17 protein-coding genes and 1 pseudogene are annotated in these 14,728 nt (G+C 50.0%); 10 read left to right on the forward strand and 8 right to left on the reverse strand.

Features of this window, described 5'->3' with window-relative positions; all coding sequences use genetic code 11:
* Nucleotides 1–75: 75 nt before the first annotated feature.
* Nucleotides 76–498, forward strand: coding sequence for an organic hydroperoxide resistance protein (locus tag AC3IRK_RS08685; protein WP_131503710.1), 423 nt, complete (start codon nucleotides 76–78; stop codon nucleotides 496–498).
* A 201-nt stretch (nucleotides 499–699) separates the two neighbouring features.
* Here AC3IRK_RS08685 and AC3IRK_RS08690 read toward each other — a convergent pair whose 3' ends face one another.
* Complete coding sequence (locus AC3IRK_RS08690; RefSeq protein ID WP_131503709.1) at nucleotides 700–1,839, reverse strand: Six-bladed beta-propeller, TolB-like protein; 1,140 nt, start codon at nucleotides 1,837–1,839, stop codon at nucleotides 700–702.
* A 133-nt stretch (nucleotides 1,840–1,972) separates the two neighbouring features.
* On the opposite strand from AC3IRK_RS08690, the gene AC3IRK_RS08695 reads away from it, so the two are divergent.
* The 3 genes from AC3IRK_RS08695 (at nucleotide 1,973) to AC3IRK_RS08705 (ending at nucleotide 4,540) form a co-directional block, all read left to right on the forward strand.
* Nucleotides 1,973–3,052 carry a GTP pyrophosphokinase gene (locus tag AC3IRK_RS08695; RefSeq protein WP_255508309.1) on the forward strand — a complete coding sequence of 360 codons (1,080 nt, stop codon included), beginning with the start codon at nucleotides 1,973–1,975 and terminating at the stop codon, nucleotides 3,050–3,052.
* Between the two features lie 63 nt (nucleotides 3,053–3,115).
* On the forward strand, nucleotides 3,116–3,559 hold the full coding sequence (locus AC3IRK_RS08700) for a MarR family winged helix-turn-helix transcriptional regulator (protein ID WP_026828229.1): 444 nt from the start codon (nucleotides 3,116–3,118) through the stop codon (nucleotides 3,557–3,559).
* Between the two features lie 69 nt (nucleotides 3,560–3,628).
* On the forward strand, nucleotides 3,629–4,540 hold the full coding sequence (locus tag AC3IRK_RS08705) for a tetratricopeptide repeat protein (protein WP_489169865.1): 912 nt from the start codon (nucleotides 3,629–3,631) through the stop codon (nucleotides 4,538–4,540).
* A 93-nt stretch (nucleotides 4,541–4,633) separates the two neighbouring features.
* Here the strand turns inward: AC3IRK_RS08705 and AC3IRK_RS08710 are convergent, their stop codons facing one another.
* The 5 genes from AC3IRK_RS08710 to AC3IRK_RS08730 are packed head-to-tail and all read right to left on the reverse strand — an operon-like array spanning nucleotide 4,634 to nucleotide 8,865.
* Nucleotides 4,634–5,551 carry a phosphotransferase family protein gene (locus AC3IRK_RS08710; protein WP_489169866.1) on the reverse strand — a complete coding sequence of 306 codons (918 nt, stop codon included), beginning with the start codon at nucleotides 5,549–5,551 and terminating at the stop codon, nucleotides 4,634–4,636.
* Between the two features lie 59 nt (nucleotides 5,552–5,610).
* Nucleotides 5,611–6,180, reverse strand: coding sequence for a guanylate kinase (locus AC3IRK_RS08715; protein ID WP_131503706.1), 570 nt, complete (start codon nucleotides 6,178–6,180; stop codon nucleotides 5,611–5,613).
* A complete protein-coding gene (locus AC3IRK_RS08720; RefSeq protein ID WP_131503705.1) occupies nucleotides 6,170–6,646 on the reverse strand; it encodes a hypothetical protein in 477 nt (158 codons plus the stop codon). The genes AC3IRK_RS08715 and AC3IRK_RS08720 overlap by 11 nt, the downstream gene beginning before the upstream one ends.
* Before the next feature lie 12 nt (nucleotides 6,647–6,658).
* Nucleotides 6,659–7,390 (reverse strand): glycerophosphodiester phosphodiesterase, encoded by a 732-nt coding sequence (locus tag AC3IRK_RS08725; protein WP_131503704.1) that lies wholly within the window; start codon nucleotides 7,388–7,390, stop codon nucleotides 6,659–6,661.
* Entirely contained in the window at nucleotides 7,387–8,865 is a 1,479-nt protein-coding gene (locus AC3IRK_RS08730; protein WP_489169867.1) for a carboxypeptidase M32, read from the reverse strand. The genes AC3IRK_RS08725 and AC3IRK_RS08730 overlap by 4 nt, the downstream gene beginning before the upstream one ends.
* Nucleotides 8,866–9,009: 144 nt before the next feature.
* Here AC3IRK_RS08730 and AC3IRK_RS08735 point away from each other — a divergent pair, with 144 nt between their 5' ends.
* Together AC3IRK_RS08735 and AC3IRK_RS08740 are read left to right on the forward strand one after the other, a co-directional pair.
* A complete protein-coding gene (locus tag AC3IRK_RS08735; RefSeq protein WP_188004424.1) occupies nucleotides 9,010–9,630 on the forward strand; it encodes a serine/threonine protein kinase in 621 nt (206 codons plus the stop codon).
* 85 nt (nucleotides 9,631–9,715) lie between these two features.
* Nucleotides 9,716–10,033 (forward strand): hypothetical protein, encoded by a 318-nt coding sequence (locus AC3IRK_RS08740; protein WP_489169868.1) that lies wholly within the window; start codon nucleotides 9,716–9,718, stop codon nucleotides 10,031–10,033.
* 228 nt (nucleotides 10,034–10,261) lie between these two features.
* Here AC3IRK_RS08740 and AC3IRK_RS08745 read toward each other — a convergent pair whose 3' ends face one another.
* Together AC3IRK_RS08745 and AC3IRK_RS08750 are read right to left on the reverse strand one after the other, a co-directional pair.
* On the reverse strand, nucleotides 10,262–10,630 hold the full coding sequence (locus tag AC3IRK_RS08745) for a PH domain-containing protein (protein WP_489169869.1): 369 nt from the start codon (nucleotides 10,628–10,630) through the stop codon (nucleotides 10,262–10,264).
* A 92-nt stretch (nucleotides 10,631–10,722) separates the two neighbouring features.
* On the reverse strand, nucleotides 10,723–11,424 hold the full coding sequence (locus AC3IRK_RS08750) for a tubby C-terminal domain-like protein (RefSeq protein WP_489169870.1): 702 nt from the start codon (nucleotides 11,422–11,424) through the stop codon (nucleotides 10,723–10,725).
* 219 nt (nucleotides 11,425–11,643) lie between these two features.
* Between AC3IRK_RS08750 and AC3IRK_RS08755 the strand changes: the two genes are divergently transcribed.
* The 4 genes and pseudogenes from AC3IRK_RS08755 to AC3IRK_RS08770 all read left to right on the forward strand — a co-directional run bounded on the left by AC3IRK_RS08755 (nucleotide 11,644) and on the right by AC3IRK_RS08770 (nucleotide 14,679).
* A complete protein-coding gene (locus tag AC3IRK_RS08755) occupies nucleotides 11,644–11,907 on the forward strand; it encodes a YciI family protein (protein WP_489169871.1) in 264 nt (87 codons plus the stop codon).
* Between the two features lie 95 nt (nucleotides 11,908–12,002).
* Nucleotides 12,003–12,509: pseudogene (locus tag AC3IRK_RS08760) on the forward strand (creatininase family protein).
* A gap of 442 nt (nucleotides 12,510–12,951) precedes the next feature.
* On the forward strand, nucleotides 12,952–14,124 hold the full coding sequence (gene tnpB / locus AC3IRK_RS08765; RefSeq protein WP_489170729.1) for an IS200/IS605 family element RNA-guided endonuclease TnpB: 1,173 nt from the start codon (nucleotides 12,952–12,954) through the stop codon (nucleotides 14,122–14,124).
* A gap of 60 nt (nucleotides 14,125–14,184) precedes the next feature.
* Nucleotides 14,185–14,679: a class I SAM-dependent methyltransferase gene (locus AC3IRK_RS08770; RefSeq protein ID WP_489169872.1), complete on the forward strand. Its 495-nt coding sequence runs from the start codon at nucleotides 14,185–14,187 to the stop codon at nucleotides 14,677–14,679.
* The last annotated feature ends 49 nt before the right edge of the window (nucleotides 14,680–14,728 follow it).

Consider the following 14,728-nt stretch of genomic DNA (forward strand, 5'->3'; position numbering starts at 1 on the left):
TTCTCATATAGATTGTATACAATCTAATTGTAAGCTACTTAAATTAATCAGCCAACCCGAAAGGAAGTTATCATTATGAAACCAATGTTCACATCATCTGCTACAGCTGTCGGAGGCCGTGACGGCCGCGTCGTATCGGAAGACGGTATTTTAGACGTCGCTCTCGCTATGCCTGTACCGGGATCGAAGAAACAAGCGACAAACCCAGAACAATTATTTGCTGCCGGATACTCTGCTTGTTTTGATTCCGCTTTAAATCTGGTTGCCCGTAAGCAAGGAATCAAACATGACGGAAGTGAAGTCACTGCACACGTCACGTTGAATGAAGCAGCAGACGGATTTACACTTTCAGTTGAACTGGACGTTCTTGTCCGTGGTGTTTCAGAAGAACAAGCTGCTGAGCTTGGTAAACTCGCACACAGCGTTTGTCCGTACTCACGTGCAACAGCCGGAAACATTCAAGTCGACATCTTCACACGGACGACTGATTCAGAATAAGCATACCACTCCTCCTCTGGATTAGCGTATTTCGCTGAACCGGAGGAGTTTTTTGTTGTTTTTTTTAAAGGGGCAATGTAGACTTTACTCTTTTCTTTGAATCTTTTTATATGATAATTATGGTACATGAAATAAATTATCCTTCAGTTTAAAAATCACACTGCCTTCTTCACAGTGTGATTCGACGATTTGTTCGATTATTTATTTTAATTGGTTGACGGACAGAATGACCAATTCCCCGGATACAATCATATAGTAGGCATCCTCGAACCGGTGACGAACCGCCTGTTCACCGTCGTATACCGTCACCATCGGCTCCGCGTCCGTGCCGATCGATTCATGCAGGTAGAACCGGTCACGTAACACCCGCTCAAACGGATCTCGGTCCAGATAACGGGCACCCGTCCGCAGATTCATCACTTCATGATGATTATTCGATCGGTCATTCACGATGAAAATCGTCGACTCGACATCGTCATACGTGAAGTCCAGCGGTTCGAAATCACTCCATCGGATTCGTTCCCGTTCCGTGATTGCCGATGGTTCCTTGATTTCATAAAAAACTTCTTCATTCAGACGTTCCGTATAGGCACTAAAGACGAGGTGTCCGTCCTGCTCCCCCAGATATTGAACGGTATCCCCTTCCCCGTCCAACCGTAACAAGGTCCGAAATGACAGATGTTCTACACCTTGTTCGATTTCAGCAACAATCGTCGATAGCGGGGCAATCAGTAAACTTTCCGAATGATCAATCGGATCTTCGGGTGAGATGACGCCACTTTCCAGGGCATCGTAAAAGGAAAATTCATCGAGCCGGGCATTGCAGACGATATGATCGATATCCGCCAACGTGACGAGGAAAAAGTACAGTTCGCGGTAGTTTTCCGTGATGCCGTACAATCGTTCATCCTTAATCGGATGCTCGCGGGTCGTCTCGACATCATATAAAAAGGCTGTCGTCGTTCCGTCGACATGCAACAACACCATATACCGTTCATTCAACACCCAGTAGAGGGTCAAATCGCCTCCTAGACGCCACGTGGCGAGGTGCTCGCTTTTTCCGGAATGCAGGTCGATGGAAAGGAGTTGTGTTTCTCCGCCGTCTTCCCGGTCCTGTTCATTCAGACAATAGACTTTCCCCTTTTTGACGAATGGTCGTGTCGGTCCGTGGTCTTGCAATACATCAGGCGTCAGATCACTCTGTTCTTGATCCTCTAAATCAAACCGGCTGATATGAAATTGACTGCTGTTGAGTCGGCGTCGGAAATAAACCGATGATGGTGTGACATGTAAGATATCAGAATGATCAGCTGGTAACGCCCGCGCGTCCAAAATTTCCATTCTAGCACCCCTCCCAGATGTTCTACTCTTTCTTTCCCACGAAGCGGTCTCCTTGAAACAGGGTCCTGCCGTGCGTCCGTCGAAAACGAATGCTACAATAAAACAAGAAGAATTGATGAGGAAGGTGAATTCCGTGCAATCGCAGGACTTAAACACGATGATGCTCGAATATGTCAATGACAAGGAAGACTATGATGCCTTTGCCGATAAATTAAAAGTTTTATTATCGGAATTGCTCGATGCAGCCGGCATCAAATACCATTCGATCGTCGCCCGGACGAAAGAGTCCGACAGTCTGTACCAAAAAGTGTTACGGCAACCGAATAAATACCAATCGCTTCGCGATGTCCACGATTTGACGGGGATTCGGATCGTGACGTATTTTCACGATGATGTCCGGGAAGCTGCCCGGATCATCGAAAATGAATTTTCAATTGACCGGGATCAATCCGTCGACAAATCCACTTTGCTCGACACGACCGAGTTCGGTTATCTGTCAGTTCACTTCGTCGCTGCGTTGAATGAACAGCGGCTCGCCCTCAGCGAATACGGTCGTTTTAAGGAACATACCGCTGAAATCCAGATTCGTTCGATTCTGCAGCACGCCTGGGCCGAAATCGAACACGATTTAGGATACAAAAATCCGAACAGCGTACCAGCTGAAGTCCGCCGCAGTTTCAGCCGTGTCGCCGGACTCCTTGAAATCGCCGATCAGGAATTCGTCAACATCAAAAAACAGTTGAAACAATTTGAAGACGAGACGGTCCAACAAATTTTATCGGATCCTCATAAGGTTCGGATCACGTCGGACAACTTAAACTATTTCATTGATCACTCCGCCGTCATCAACGATCTCGACAAACAACTGGTCACGTCCCAGATGATGCTTGATTCCGATCAACAGTTGATCAATGAATTAATCCGGATGTTCCATTACGTCGATATCCGCAATTACGGTGAATTGATCGAAGCCGTCTCCGTCCATAGTCCGCTCGCCTTGAAATGTGCCCAGGTCATGCCGAACCCGTTCCTGCCCCGCCAAGGGATCGGCATCGCCTATATCTGTATGGCCGTAACGATTGCCGGGAACGATCCGCACCGGATTGACTATTTCTTCCGCCGGTTCTACCCGGAACTCCGAAATGTCGAGGACATCATCAAACAGGTCCAACCTTTAACTAAACAGATGATTCAAGAGAAAAATATTGATTAAACTAAAATTTTTCACTATACTAAATCTCGGAAGAAGAAACTACGGAACAGAAAGAGTGAAACTATGGCAACTACATTAGAAGTGGCAAACCGCGATCAGTTGATCGTCGATACAGAAAAAGGCTTACGCATGAACTACCGCGCCATCAAAAAAGATGTCCGGAGTATGTTCACGACTTACTTGACGCGAAACGAATTTTTTATCCTGAAGTCGCTTTGCACAAGCAGTCCTCAAATCGCATCGGCTTTATCCAACGAATTTCAGTTTTCAGCGAGTATGATTACGGCACTGGCCGATGAGTTGACGAAAAAAGGTTTGATTTCACGCGAGCGGAGCGAACTGGATCGTCGTGTCGTTGAACTCCGGGCAACAGAAGAAGGCATCGAATTATACGGGAAGCTCGAAGCGATGAAGATGGAATACCTGTCTGACGTCTTCGCTGACTTTTCGGATGCTGAACTGGATACGTTCCGGACACTCTTGACGAAACTCGAACAACAAAATTAATCTCGTTCCCTTCAGCCCCATTGGTTGAAGGGTTTTTGTATCGATTCCACATTCGAGGAGTGATTTCAGATGACAGCTTCCATGACGCTTGAGACCACACGGTTACGGATTCAAGGCGCCGTTAATCCATCCAGGCGAGACGAATATAGATTTGAGTTGTTTCGTGCAGACGACGAAACACTGCTCGGAACGATTATCGTCTCAGCCCTTCATCGTCCGGACATCCGGACGGCACACGTCCACTGCCAGATCAATCCGCTGTTTTTACGACAGGGCTATGCCACAGAAGCCCTTCCTGCCGTGCTGGCGTTTGTCTTCACGAGACTTGATTTCCAACAGATTGAAACTTCAATCCATCCGGACAACGAACCGGCGCTCGCTGTCGCTTCTCGGCTCGGTCTGCAGTTTCGCTACAGCGTATTACCGGATGAACAGCCGCGTCATCCCCTGACCTTCGTCTATCATCAATCAGACCGCATATCTTCTGAGGTTCATTTCGACTTTTCTGCCGTCTCACGTCTCCGTCAAGTGAAACAGTATCACGCAGCGAAAGCCTTGGTCGCTTCTTATCTGCACCAAAAACCGGACGATCCGGTGGTCCATTACCAGATGGCGTGGTGTCACGACAATCTAGGGGAAGAAGCAGCGGCTGTTCCTTATTATGTCACCGCTATCGAACTGGGTCTGGCTGCACCCGATTTGCAGGAAGCGTATGTCGGGCTCGGTAGTACATACCGCGCCCTCGGACGATACGACGAGGCGTATCAGACCCTATCGGAAGGACTCATTAACTTCCCGAATCATGCCGCCTTACAGACCTTTTTCGCATTGACGTTACATAATCTCGACCGGTCATCGGAAGCGATCGAACGGTTGATCGAAACGCTTGTTGATACGACGGAGAATCCCGAAATCCTCGCATATGCCAATGCCCTGCGTTTTTACGCATCCCGTGTCGACGAGACATGGGACAGCGAATAAACTGTACGGTAAAAAAATCCGTCTCTTGGACCGAACAACTCGGTGCAGGAGACGGATTTTTTTAGAAAGACCGGTACCATACGAGGACACCGGTCAAGGCCGGCTGAACGTTTCATACCACTCCGGAATCACACGCTCAAATCGCTGATGGTCGGATAAGACATGTTCCAGCCGCCCACGCATCTGCTCCATCTCTTCCGGTGCATGACGGCTCGTCCAGACGATGGATGAAAAACAGGCCATCGCCAGATAGACGCTGTATACATTCCAAAACTGTTTCGGAACATCTCCCTCAAAATAACCGTTGACTTGACCGACGGCAAACGGAATGCTGTTTTCGACCTGAAACAATCCCATTTTGACGAAATCATGCCACGGATCGCCACTATCGTGATTCGAAAAATCAATGATTCCCACGAGATGCTCCCCGTCCGTAATCAGATTGGCCAGATGAACATCGTCGTGTTGCAAACGATTCGGCCGATCTGCAATCCATCCGATGTTTTGTTCGATGAAGGACAAAATTGCTTGATCGCCGGTCAACGGTAACGCTTCCTGTTGATACAGCGCGACGTACCGGTTGTGTTTCGCCCGACATCGGACCGCCCACTTCGTTGCCAGCGGTCCTTCATAACGATGGATTTGGTTCAACAACCGTCCTGTCTCTTGACCGAGTCGATACTCGCCGGCTCGACCAAGCGGTACACAATCCTGGATCGTCGAACCGGACAGGAAACGGTAACGGCTGTAACAGACAGATCCTTCCGGAAGCTGATTCAGGTCGAGTGGTTCCGGGACCGGCAGTCCGTCTTGTTTCAGTTGCCGTAAAATCTCAAACTCCCGTTCTTTCCGTCGAAATGATGTGAGCGGAGCCGTATGGAGAATTGATAGTCCGCTTTCGTCACGGGCTGTATATTTCGGTGAAGCGGAGTAGCGCGTTGGCAGACGGGTCCAGCCGGTCAGATGCCGGAGTTCCGGTTGCTGTTGCAATAGCTGAACGAGTACATCCATCGCAGGTTCTCCTTTCTTCCAGGCAGGCATCAAAAAACAGCAGGGAATCTTCCCTGCTGTTATGATTCGGACGGTTGTCCGGGAATATAAGCGGAAATGATTCCTAACAGATCGGCATAGGCTTGTTCAAAATCGATGTTTTCAATCATGTAATCATAATGATCCCGTTCTTTCCAGGCATCAGCATAATCGACGAGCCGTGCTTCAAATTCCGGGGTATCCCCCCGCATCAGCAACCGCTCCTTCATCAAATCCGGCGGAACGGAGACGAAAATCGTGATGACGTGGTCGGCATACAACGTCTTGAACGCTGTTGCCCCTTTCGGATCAATATCCTTGATGACGATTCCATCCGTCGCCAAAATTTCTTCATACGCCTTTCGTGGTGTACCGTACCATGCCCGGTGTACATGGGCATACTCAATGAATCCGTTCTCCTGGATCAATTGTTGGAACGTCTTGACGTCAACGAAATGATAACTTTCTCCGTCATGTTCCGTCGGACGTTTCGGTCGTGTCGTCACGGACGGAATAAAGCGGACCCGTTCATATTCCTGGCGTAAGCGTTTGATCAAGGAAGATTTCCCGCTGCCCGATCCACCAATCAACAGAATGATTTTACCTGACATCGTCATCCTCCTTTTGTTGTTGTACTGTCATGAAATAGCTTGAAAAGCGAAGCGCAAATTGTTCCAGTTCACTGTCTTCGATCACCCCGTAAATCGGGCGGATGACGACGAGGTACCGGTCATACGTTAAAATCCGGGATACGTCATTTCGGGTCATCTGAACATTTTTTTCGGGATAACTCGCGACGAAATACCAATCGACGGCAATACGGGTCGGTGTCGGACTGGAATAAATCCAGGTTTGGCTCGAACGATTGTGCTCGAGCGTGCTGGTACGGGCAAACCGTTGTACCATCTTTAATTCGGTTTTTGCGTCGCGGAGTCCTGCCTGAAAATCATCCGGTCGCGTCACTGATTCCTCGACCTGTTTCGGTTTTGGTGCCGGCAGACTGGCAAAACCAATCTGCAGACCGATGACGAGTGCGACCAATGACGCTAAAATGATGAACAGATGCTCCTTCCGCATGACGCTACCTCCTTATGGGATGGATAGACTTTTCTGAAATGCTTGTGGATCGTTGACGATGACGGCGTCAATCCCGATCTCGATCATCCGTCTGACATCGTCAGCCGATTTCGGCGTATAAACCCGGACCTCAATCCCGGCCTGATGGGCAAGGATGACATCTTCTCGCGTCACCCGGCGGTAATCCGGATGAATCGCCTTTGCCCCGAGCAGGATGGCTTGCTGCTCCGGATGGTACAACGGATACGGATAGAGAATCGCTGTCTCGATCGTCGGATCAAGTTCCCGGACGGTCGCGACCGAGTAATGATTAAACGAACTCAAAATCAGGCGGTCGTTCGAAATGCCGTGGGCGCGACACCGTTCGAGTGTGTATGCTTCGATTCCGGGATACCGGATCGTATCCGTCTTCAGCTCGATGTTGAGCAAAAGCTGTGTCGGTGCAAGCAGGGTCAGTACTTCATCAAGCGTCGGAATCGTCGTTTGAACCGGTCCGCCGTCTCCTTTGAACCGGGCTCCGGCGTTGAGCTGCTTCAGTTCAGCGAGCGTCAAATCGACGACCCGCCCTGTTCCGTTCGTCGTCCGGTTCACCGTCTCATCATGAATGATGACTCCGACTCCGTCACGTGAAAAGTGAACATCGAATTCAATACCGTCGACGTACGGGATTGCCGCTTCTATCGCTTCGAGCGTATTTTCCGGAAACCGGTCACTCGCTCCGCGATGGGCGAACCAGCGCATCATAATGCTTCAACGACCCGTGTATATTTTGCCGTCAAGTAGTTGATCAACGGCTGGACGGAAATCGATTGTCCGGTTGCCGCCTGAATCAGCTCCGCCGGTTTCTTCACTTTTCCGTGCCGGTGAATGTTGATGTTCAACCATTCCTTGATGGGTGCCAGTGTTCCGTCGGCGATCAGTTGATCGACATCATTGACGTCATCGCGCAATGCTTCGTTCAGTTGAGCGCTGTAGACGAGGCCGAGCGCATAACTCGGGAAGTAACCGAACGATCCGCCGGACCAGTGGACATCCTGCAGAACACCTTTTGCATTGGACGGGACATCGACTCCGAGGTATTCCTTGTACAGTCGGTTCCATTCCGCCGGTAAGTCTTTGACTTCGAGTTCGCCCGTAATCAGACGTTTTTCGAGTTCGTAGCGGATGATGATATGCAAAGCATACGTCAATTCGTCCGCTTCGATCCGGATTAGTGACGGTTTGACTTCGTTGACCGCGGCATAAAACGTCTCGAACGGGACGTCCGTCAATGAAGGAATCGCTCGTTGCAGACCGGCATAGCGGGCCGACAGGAATCCTTGATTCCGGCCGATGAAATTCTCAAAGAACAACGACTGCGATTCATGGATCCCCATCGAAGCCCCGTCCCCGAGTCCGAGCGTATCGAGATTCGGATCAATTCCTTGTTCATATGTTGCGTGTCCGGCTTCATGCATCGTTCCGAAAACCGAATTGCGGTAATCCGCTTCATCGTACTTCGTCGTGACGCGGGCATCTTTACGATTGATCGTCGTCTGGAACGGATGAACAGTCTCATCCAGTCGTCCCGCCGTGAAGTCATAACCGATGTCCTGCAGCCACTCGTGATTCAATCGAATCTGTGTCTCGCGGTCGGCTGACCAGTCGAGTGTCGGGAATGTTTTTCCGTCGAGTTGTTGCAGGAGTGTGATGATCGCTTGACGGAGTTCTGCAAACAACGGATCGAGTTCTGCGACCGTCATCCCCGGCTCGTAATCATGTAGCAACGCATCGTATGGATGGTTGTCATATCCCCAGTACTCGACGAACTTCCGTTCCATCGCGACAATCTTTTCCAGGTAAGGTGCAAACAAGTCCCAATCATCCGCGTCCTTCGCCTTCTCCCAGACACTTTCCGCTTCCGAAATTAACGTGATGAATGTCTGGTATTCCGCTTCCGGAATCTTCGAGTCCCGGTCGTACGCTTGTTTTGCTTTGGCATAGGAGACGGCTTCCACACCCGTCAACGCTTCTTGCCCCATCGCTTCAAGCAACGTTTGATATGCTGTTCCCGTCCGGCGGCGGAAACTTTCCGTCGATAAGAAGCCGATTGATTTCGAACGGTTGTCGGCGGATTGTTCCGGCATGTATGTCCGCATGTCCCAATAGAGTAAAGCAACAGCTTCATCGTATGCCCGAAGCGCCTCAAAATGGTCACGCCATTGTTGTAAAGTCGTCATTAAAATGCCCCCTTGAGCTAAGTAGTATCCGTACGTTTTCAGCATATCACAAAATGTTCAAAACTTTCACACAGGAGCCGTTTTATGAAACCATCCGCGGTCAAACGTCGTATAATATAAAAGAAGAGAAAGGAAGTGGCATGTGTGAAGATAGATTCCGAACTGGCTTTTGCCATCCATCTGGCCGAGACGCCGGAGGGATTTACGGTGACGTCCTATCCGGAACAACTCGAATGGATTGGAACAGGTCGCAGTGCCTTTGTATTTCGAGTCACTGGAACCGACCGGGTGATTAAAAAGTTTTTCCCCTCGCACCGACATCTTGCAGCAATCGAAGGGTCGATTTATGAACAATTAAGTCCCTTTGCGACGTATGCGAAACAGTATGAATACGGGACTGACTACCTCGTCATCGAATACATCGAAGGACAAACGTTGTTTGAGTGTTTGATCAGCGGGACACTCATCACGGACGATGTCATCCAAACGGTCGATCGGGCTTTAGCTGAAGCACGTTCCGTCGGTTTGAATCCATCCGACATTCATTTACGAAACATTCTCTTGACGCCGACCGGGACACGGATCATCGACGTCGCCCGATTCCGTCAGACCGATCCGTGCACGCAATGGGATGATTTAAAGCGCGCTTATCACTATTTTTATGCGAAGGCGTATTTCCCGAAACGTTTTTCCGAGTCTTTTTTGAATACAATCGCGGACGTCTACAAAGGACGATTGTTCGAATCGATGCGAAAGACGGGGTAAACCAAAACGACCGACAATCCAGTGACTGTCGGTCGTTGTTTTACATACAACTTCAATATTTTAATTGAAATGGAGTGATTTTCAAATGAAGCGTTGGCAAAAAGTCGGGCTGTGGATTGGTGGATGCGTACTCACCTTGTTAATCGTCTTACCCCTGCTGTCGCCGGTCGTATTTTCGAACGATACCGAGAGCGGCGCCATCCGCCATTATTTGTATGAACAGGGTCATCCGTATCAGAGTTACACCGTCATCCTCGACAAACGAATGGTCGATCCGAACTACGGTCGGATGTATGATGTCGTGTGGTACGACTATGACAGTGAAACCGGCATGACCCCGACGATCTGTTACAGTAAAAAAACGGCGCAACACTATAGCGTCAGCTGCGGAACGGGTCCTTGAAGGATTCGTTTTTTTTTGAACATTTTTCTTTTTTTACCTGTTACGACAGCTGACGGTTTGGAAGGAGTAGAATCGATCGTGTCCGTATGAAATCATTTTATACAATCATTACGGGAATTGAAATAAAATTAACGGACTCGTCTCGCTCGGCAGAGGCTTGCAAGTAACGTCAAGACAACCAGCACCGCCGTTTTTGGAATTCCTCGTTTCATCGTCCAGTCCCCCTTTTTAAAGAATCGCGTTCGCAATCAGCAAGTCAATTTTACGGACATCGACCTTTTTATTGAGATTGATTTTGATCGTTCCGGCCCGTGTAAACAATTGGACTTCCGAATTGATGTCAAACATGCCGCCGGCGTTTTCCGTTGAATACATGTTAATTGATTTATAAGGAATCGAATAGACTTCGACCTTTTTGCCCGTCAATCCTTGCGCGTCCCGAATGATCAGCCGGTGTGTCGTAAAAATCGCGACGTCCCGGATCGTCTTATATGTGGACAACGCTTGTTCGCCTTGAATCAATAATCCTGTTACATCTTGCGGGATGTCACACTCGGAGACGAAGGTCCATGCGAGTTGGCTCAGTGGATTACTCATCAAACATCGCCTGCTTTCTGCTTTTAATTTTGCTTACCTGTCTAGGATATCCGATTTCTCTACCTTTACCAAGTCATGTGAAATGTCCGGCTTCACTCGCGAAAATGCAGCCGAAACAAAATCATACCGGCGAGTAAAACGGCCTGTGTCTCAAGATCCAGGACATCAAACGTCAGCAGATGCCGTTTTCGGTGACTTGCCGCAATCGTTTTCTTATCGCGTCTCACTTCAATCCGTCGGGATAACCGGGGCGACCGGATCTGATACGTCTCGCCACGGTACGTCATCCTCAGTACTTCAGTGAATTCGACGGCGTGCAGGACCGTATTTTCGGTTTTAATGTCGCCGACGGTTTCGCCGCCTTCTTCGATCGTCCATTCGGTCTGATTGCTCCACAGTCGTTGACCGGTTTTTTCCTCGAATCGGAGTTCACGCTGCGAAAGATCAAAAACGAGGTTCAGAAAAAAATTCTCCACTTTCGGAAAAGCGACGAACCAGCGGTGCCAGACCTGTTTAAACGTCCGACGGTAGGAACCGACGACCGTATCTGCCCGGTAGATTTGTTTGATCCCCGTCGATTGCCGGTCACTGAGACGCGACGTGTAACCGGTTCCGCTTCCGTTGAATGCCGCATCTTGTTTTTGTTGCCACCGTTCCACCCAAAAAAGCAACAGCGCTGCCGGGAGAAAAACGAAGACACTCCCCCACTCCGTTAAGCGGAAGATGTCAAAATACAGTCCCCGCGCCGTCAGAGCAACGACACCGAGCACAAACATGCCGATACAATAGACCATTTCCCTGCTCCTTTCCTGGTGAGACCTGATTTTCAGTCTTCTGACTTTATGCTAATCGAAGGAATCTGACGCGGCAACGTTTTTTCCTTTCTTCTTCCACCAAAAGAATTTTAACATCCATTTTTTAGTTAAAATGCAGGAGGTGTAACCGATTGGTCGAAATAAATACAATAGAAGTTTTTCATCCCCACCGTTCACATTTTGCAAGGAGGTCGATCCATGTTATTCCTATTGCTCGTTAAAGCATCAGACCGTTCAGAAGCCGGTCTTTTTCCGGATCCATCACTCCAGGAAGCGATGGCCGCCTTTAACCGTGAACTGGTCGAAGCCGGTGTCCGGGTCATGGCGAAAGGACTTCATCCGACACGGGAAGCCCTCCGGTTTTCGTTTCGCCGCCCCGACGAGGAGCCGGACGTCACATCCGGACCGTTTGAGCCGCCGATGGACCATTTGGCAGGATTCATTTTGATTGAGGTCGCGTAAGCAGTGGCCTGGGCAAGACGTATGCCGGATCCGCAAGGTCACGGTGAAGGACAAATCGAGTTACGCCAAGTATTTGAATGAAGGAAAATGAATTGATGCTCAGTTATAAAAACAGTACGAAGGTTATTCAAGACAGTCAGACTGTCACCGCGATTCTCTCGGTCGGGGCAACCGAACAGTTCGGACCGTATCTGCCGATGCATCTTGATACATTGATTGCCGAGCACTAGACCGCTGTTTTCGGTGAACGGTTAAACGCCTATGTCTTACCGACGCTTCCGTTTAACACCTCCGAAGAACATGCCAATCAAATCGGGACCGTCACCGTCAGCCCGACGGTGATCTCAATGATGCTCGAAGAAATCATCGTCAATCTGCACCGGCAAGGGTTTACTCAATTCATCCTATGCAACGGGCACGGCGGCGCTTACTGGGAGTCGGCTTTCGTCAAACAGATTAACTTTAAATATCCGGAGCTCGTCGTCATCACGACGCACCGCTACCGGGCATTTGAGGAAGCGTTGGACGCGGCGGGACTTGCGGCGGCACGGCGGTCTCCTATCCGTCGCGACCGCGATGTGGCTTTGTCCGGAGCTCGTTGACCTGCAACCGATGGGCGGAAACGTTCCGCTGTCCCATTATCCGGTCGCCGATTATGTCTTTTGAGATCAACTGACGACGGACGGTTGTTGGGGAAGCTTTGAACCCGGTGTCTATTCGCCGGACGAACTCGCAACCATCGGTGAGACGTTTTGGACTACCTTTACTGAAAAACGGGCGGAACACTTGAAAGAAACACTTACGACGGCGGTCCGCCTGCGAAACCTGCCGGGAAGAAATGAGGACTGATGATGAACGAAACGATTCGGACACACGACGATCTGTTGCAGATGCTTGACGCTTTACTCCGGGAACCGACCGCCTTTTGGGACGGCTTTTATCAAATTTAGGCGAGAATACTCCCACTTCTAAACGAAGTGAAAGTGGGAGATGAATCGCCAACCTGCTTTTCGAGTATATTTCCTTTGAAGGAGGTGAAAAATGGTGTTGAAGCACAAGGCATACAAATTCAGAATCTACCCCACAAAAGAGCAGGAAGTCCTGATCGCGAAGACAATCGGGTGTTCGCGCTTCGTTTTTAATCACTTCTTGGTGAAGTGGGAGGAAACGTACAAGACTACTGGAAAAGGACTGTCCTACGGGTCTTGTTCCAAAGAAATTCCTTTGTTGAAGCAGGAATTCGACTGGTTGAAGGAAGTTGATAGTACATCTGTTCAGATCAGCATCAAACACCTTGCCGATGCGTTTGACCGCTTCTTCAAGAAGCAGAACGAACGCCCTCGTTTCAAGTCCAAGCGCAATCCCGTTCAGTCGTTCAAGACCAACATCCAAGGCAAAAACCAACTTCCTGAAGTCTCGATTGGATGCAACCAGCTCAAACTTCCGAAGCTGAAATGGGTGCGTTTCGCCTACTCGAAAAAGGTCACAGGCCGTATCTTGAACGCCACGATCCGACGTAACGCTTCAGGAAAATACTTCGTATCCCTGCTCGTCGAGCAGGAGATCAACGAACTGCCGAAGTCCGGTTCATCCGTCGGCGTCGACGTCGGACTCAAGAACTTCGCCATCCTGTCGGACGGCACGGTCTACAAGAATGACCATTACTTCCGAACGCTCGAGAAGAAGTTGGCGCGCGAACAGCGTAAGCTCTCCCGCCGTCAGCGCATCGCTCTGAACAAGAAAGTTACGCTCTCCGAGGCGAGGAACTATCAGAAGCAGAAGCGGAAGGTCGCCCGTATCCACGAGAAGATCGCCAACAAGCGCACTGACTTTCTTCACAAGGTATCAACCGAGATCGTCAAAACCCACGACATCATCGGCATCGAGACCTTGCAGGTGAAGAATATGCAGAAGAACCCCAAGTTGAGCAAGGCCATATCGGACGTCAGCTGGTCGGAGTTTTTCCGCATGCTGGAATACAAGGCGGATTGGTACGGGAAGACCGTCGTGAAGGTCGGCAAGACCTTTGCTTCCAGTCAACTGTGCTCGAGTTGCGGCCATCAACACAAAGACGTGAAGCATCTTGGCTTGCGTGAATGGACATGTCCGAATTGCGGCATCCACCACGACCGAGATGTGAACGCAGGACTGAATCTTAAACGAGAGGCTGAACGAATCTTGGCTTCTTCAACCGTCGGGACGACGGGGCTAGCCTGATCAGGTTTCGACCGTCAGGTCGGATCACTCAGGAATCCTCCACCTCTAAGTGAAGCGTAGGTGGAGGTAGTTCAAGCCGACCGGACGAAACGGATCCCCTTTTTCGTCGACAAACCGGACGAGAACCTGGTTCGCTACGTCGAACAACTGGAGATTCCGGTGAGCCGGGTGCTCGAACTGGGAAGCGGTCCCGGACGAAATGCCTTGTATCTTGCGGAACACGGCAGTCAGGTCGATGCCATCGATCTCGCCCCGCACCGGCGACCCGACTACATCCGGATCGTCTCGGATGCCCTCCGGCCGGGCGGCTGCTTTGCTTTGACCTGCTTCGTCGAAGGCGGACAGGACGGCGGATCCGACATGACCGACTGGGATGTCTACCGGCAACGGAGTCTAAACGGCGGTCTCGGCTTTACGGAAGAGAAACTGCGGTCGATTTTCGACACGTTCGCTGTGCGTGACATCCGCTTGATGCAGGAGGCCGCTCCAACCGATCCCGTCTTCGGACTGTCCGGCCTGTGGACCGCCCTGTTCCGAAAAAAACTAATCGGGTAAACCAAAACCGGCTGTCTCTTCCGCTGTAGGAGAGGAGCCGGTTTTCGTC

The sequence above is a fragment of the Exiguobacterium sp. GL_137 genome, from assembly GCF_057834585.1.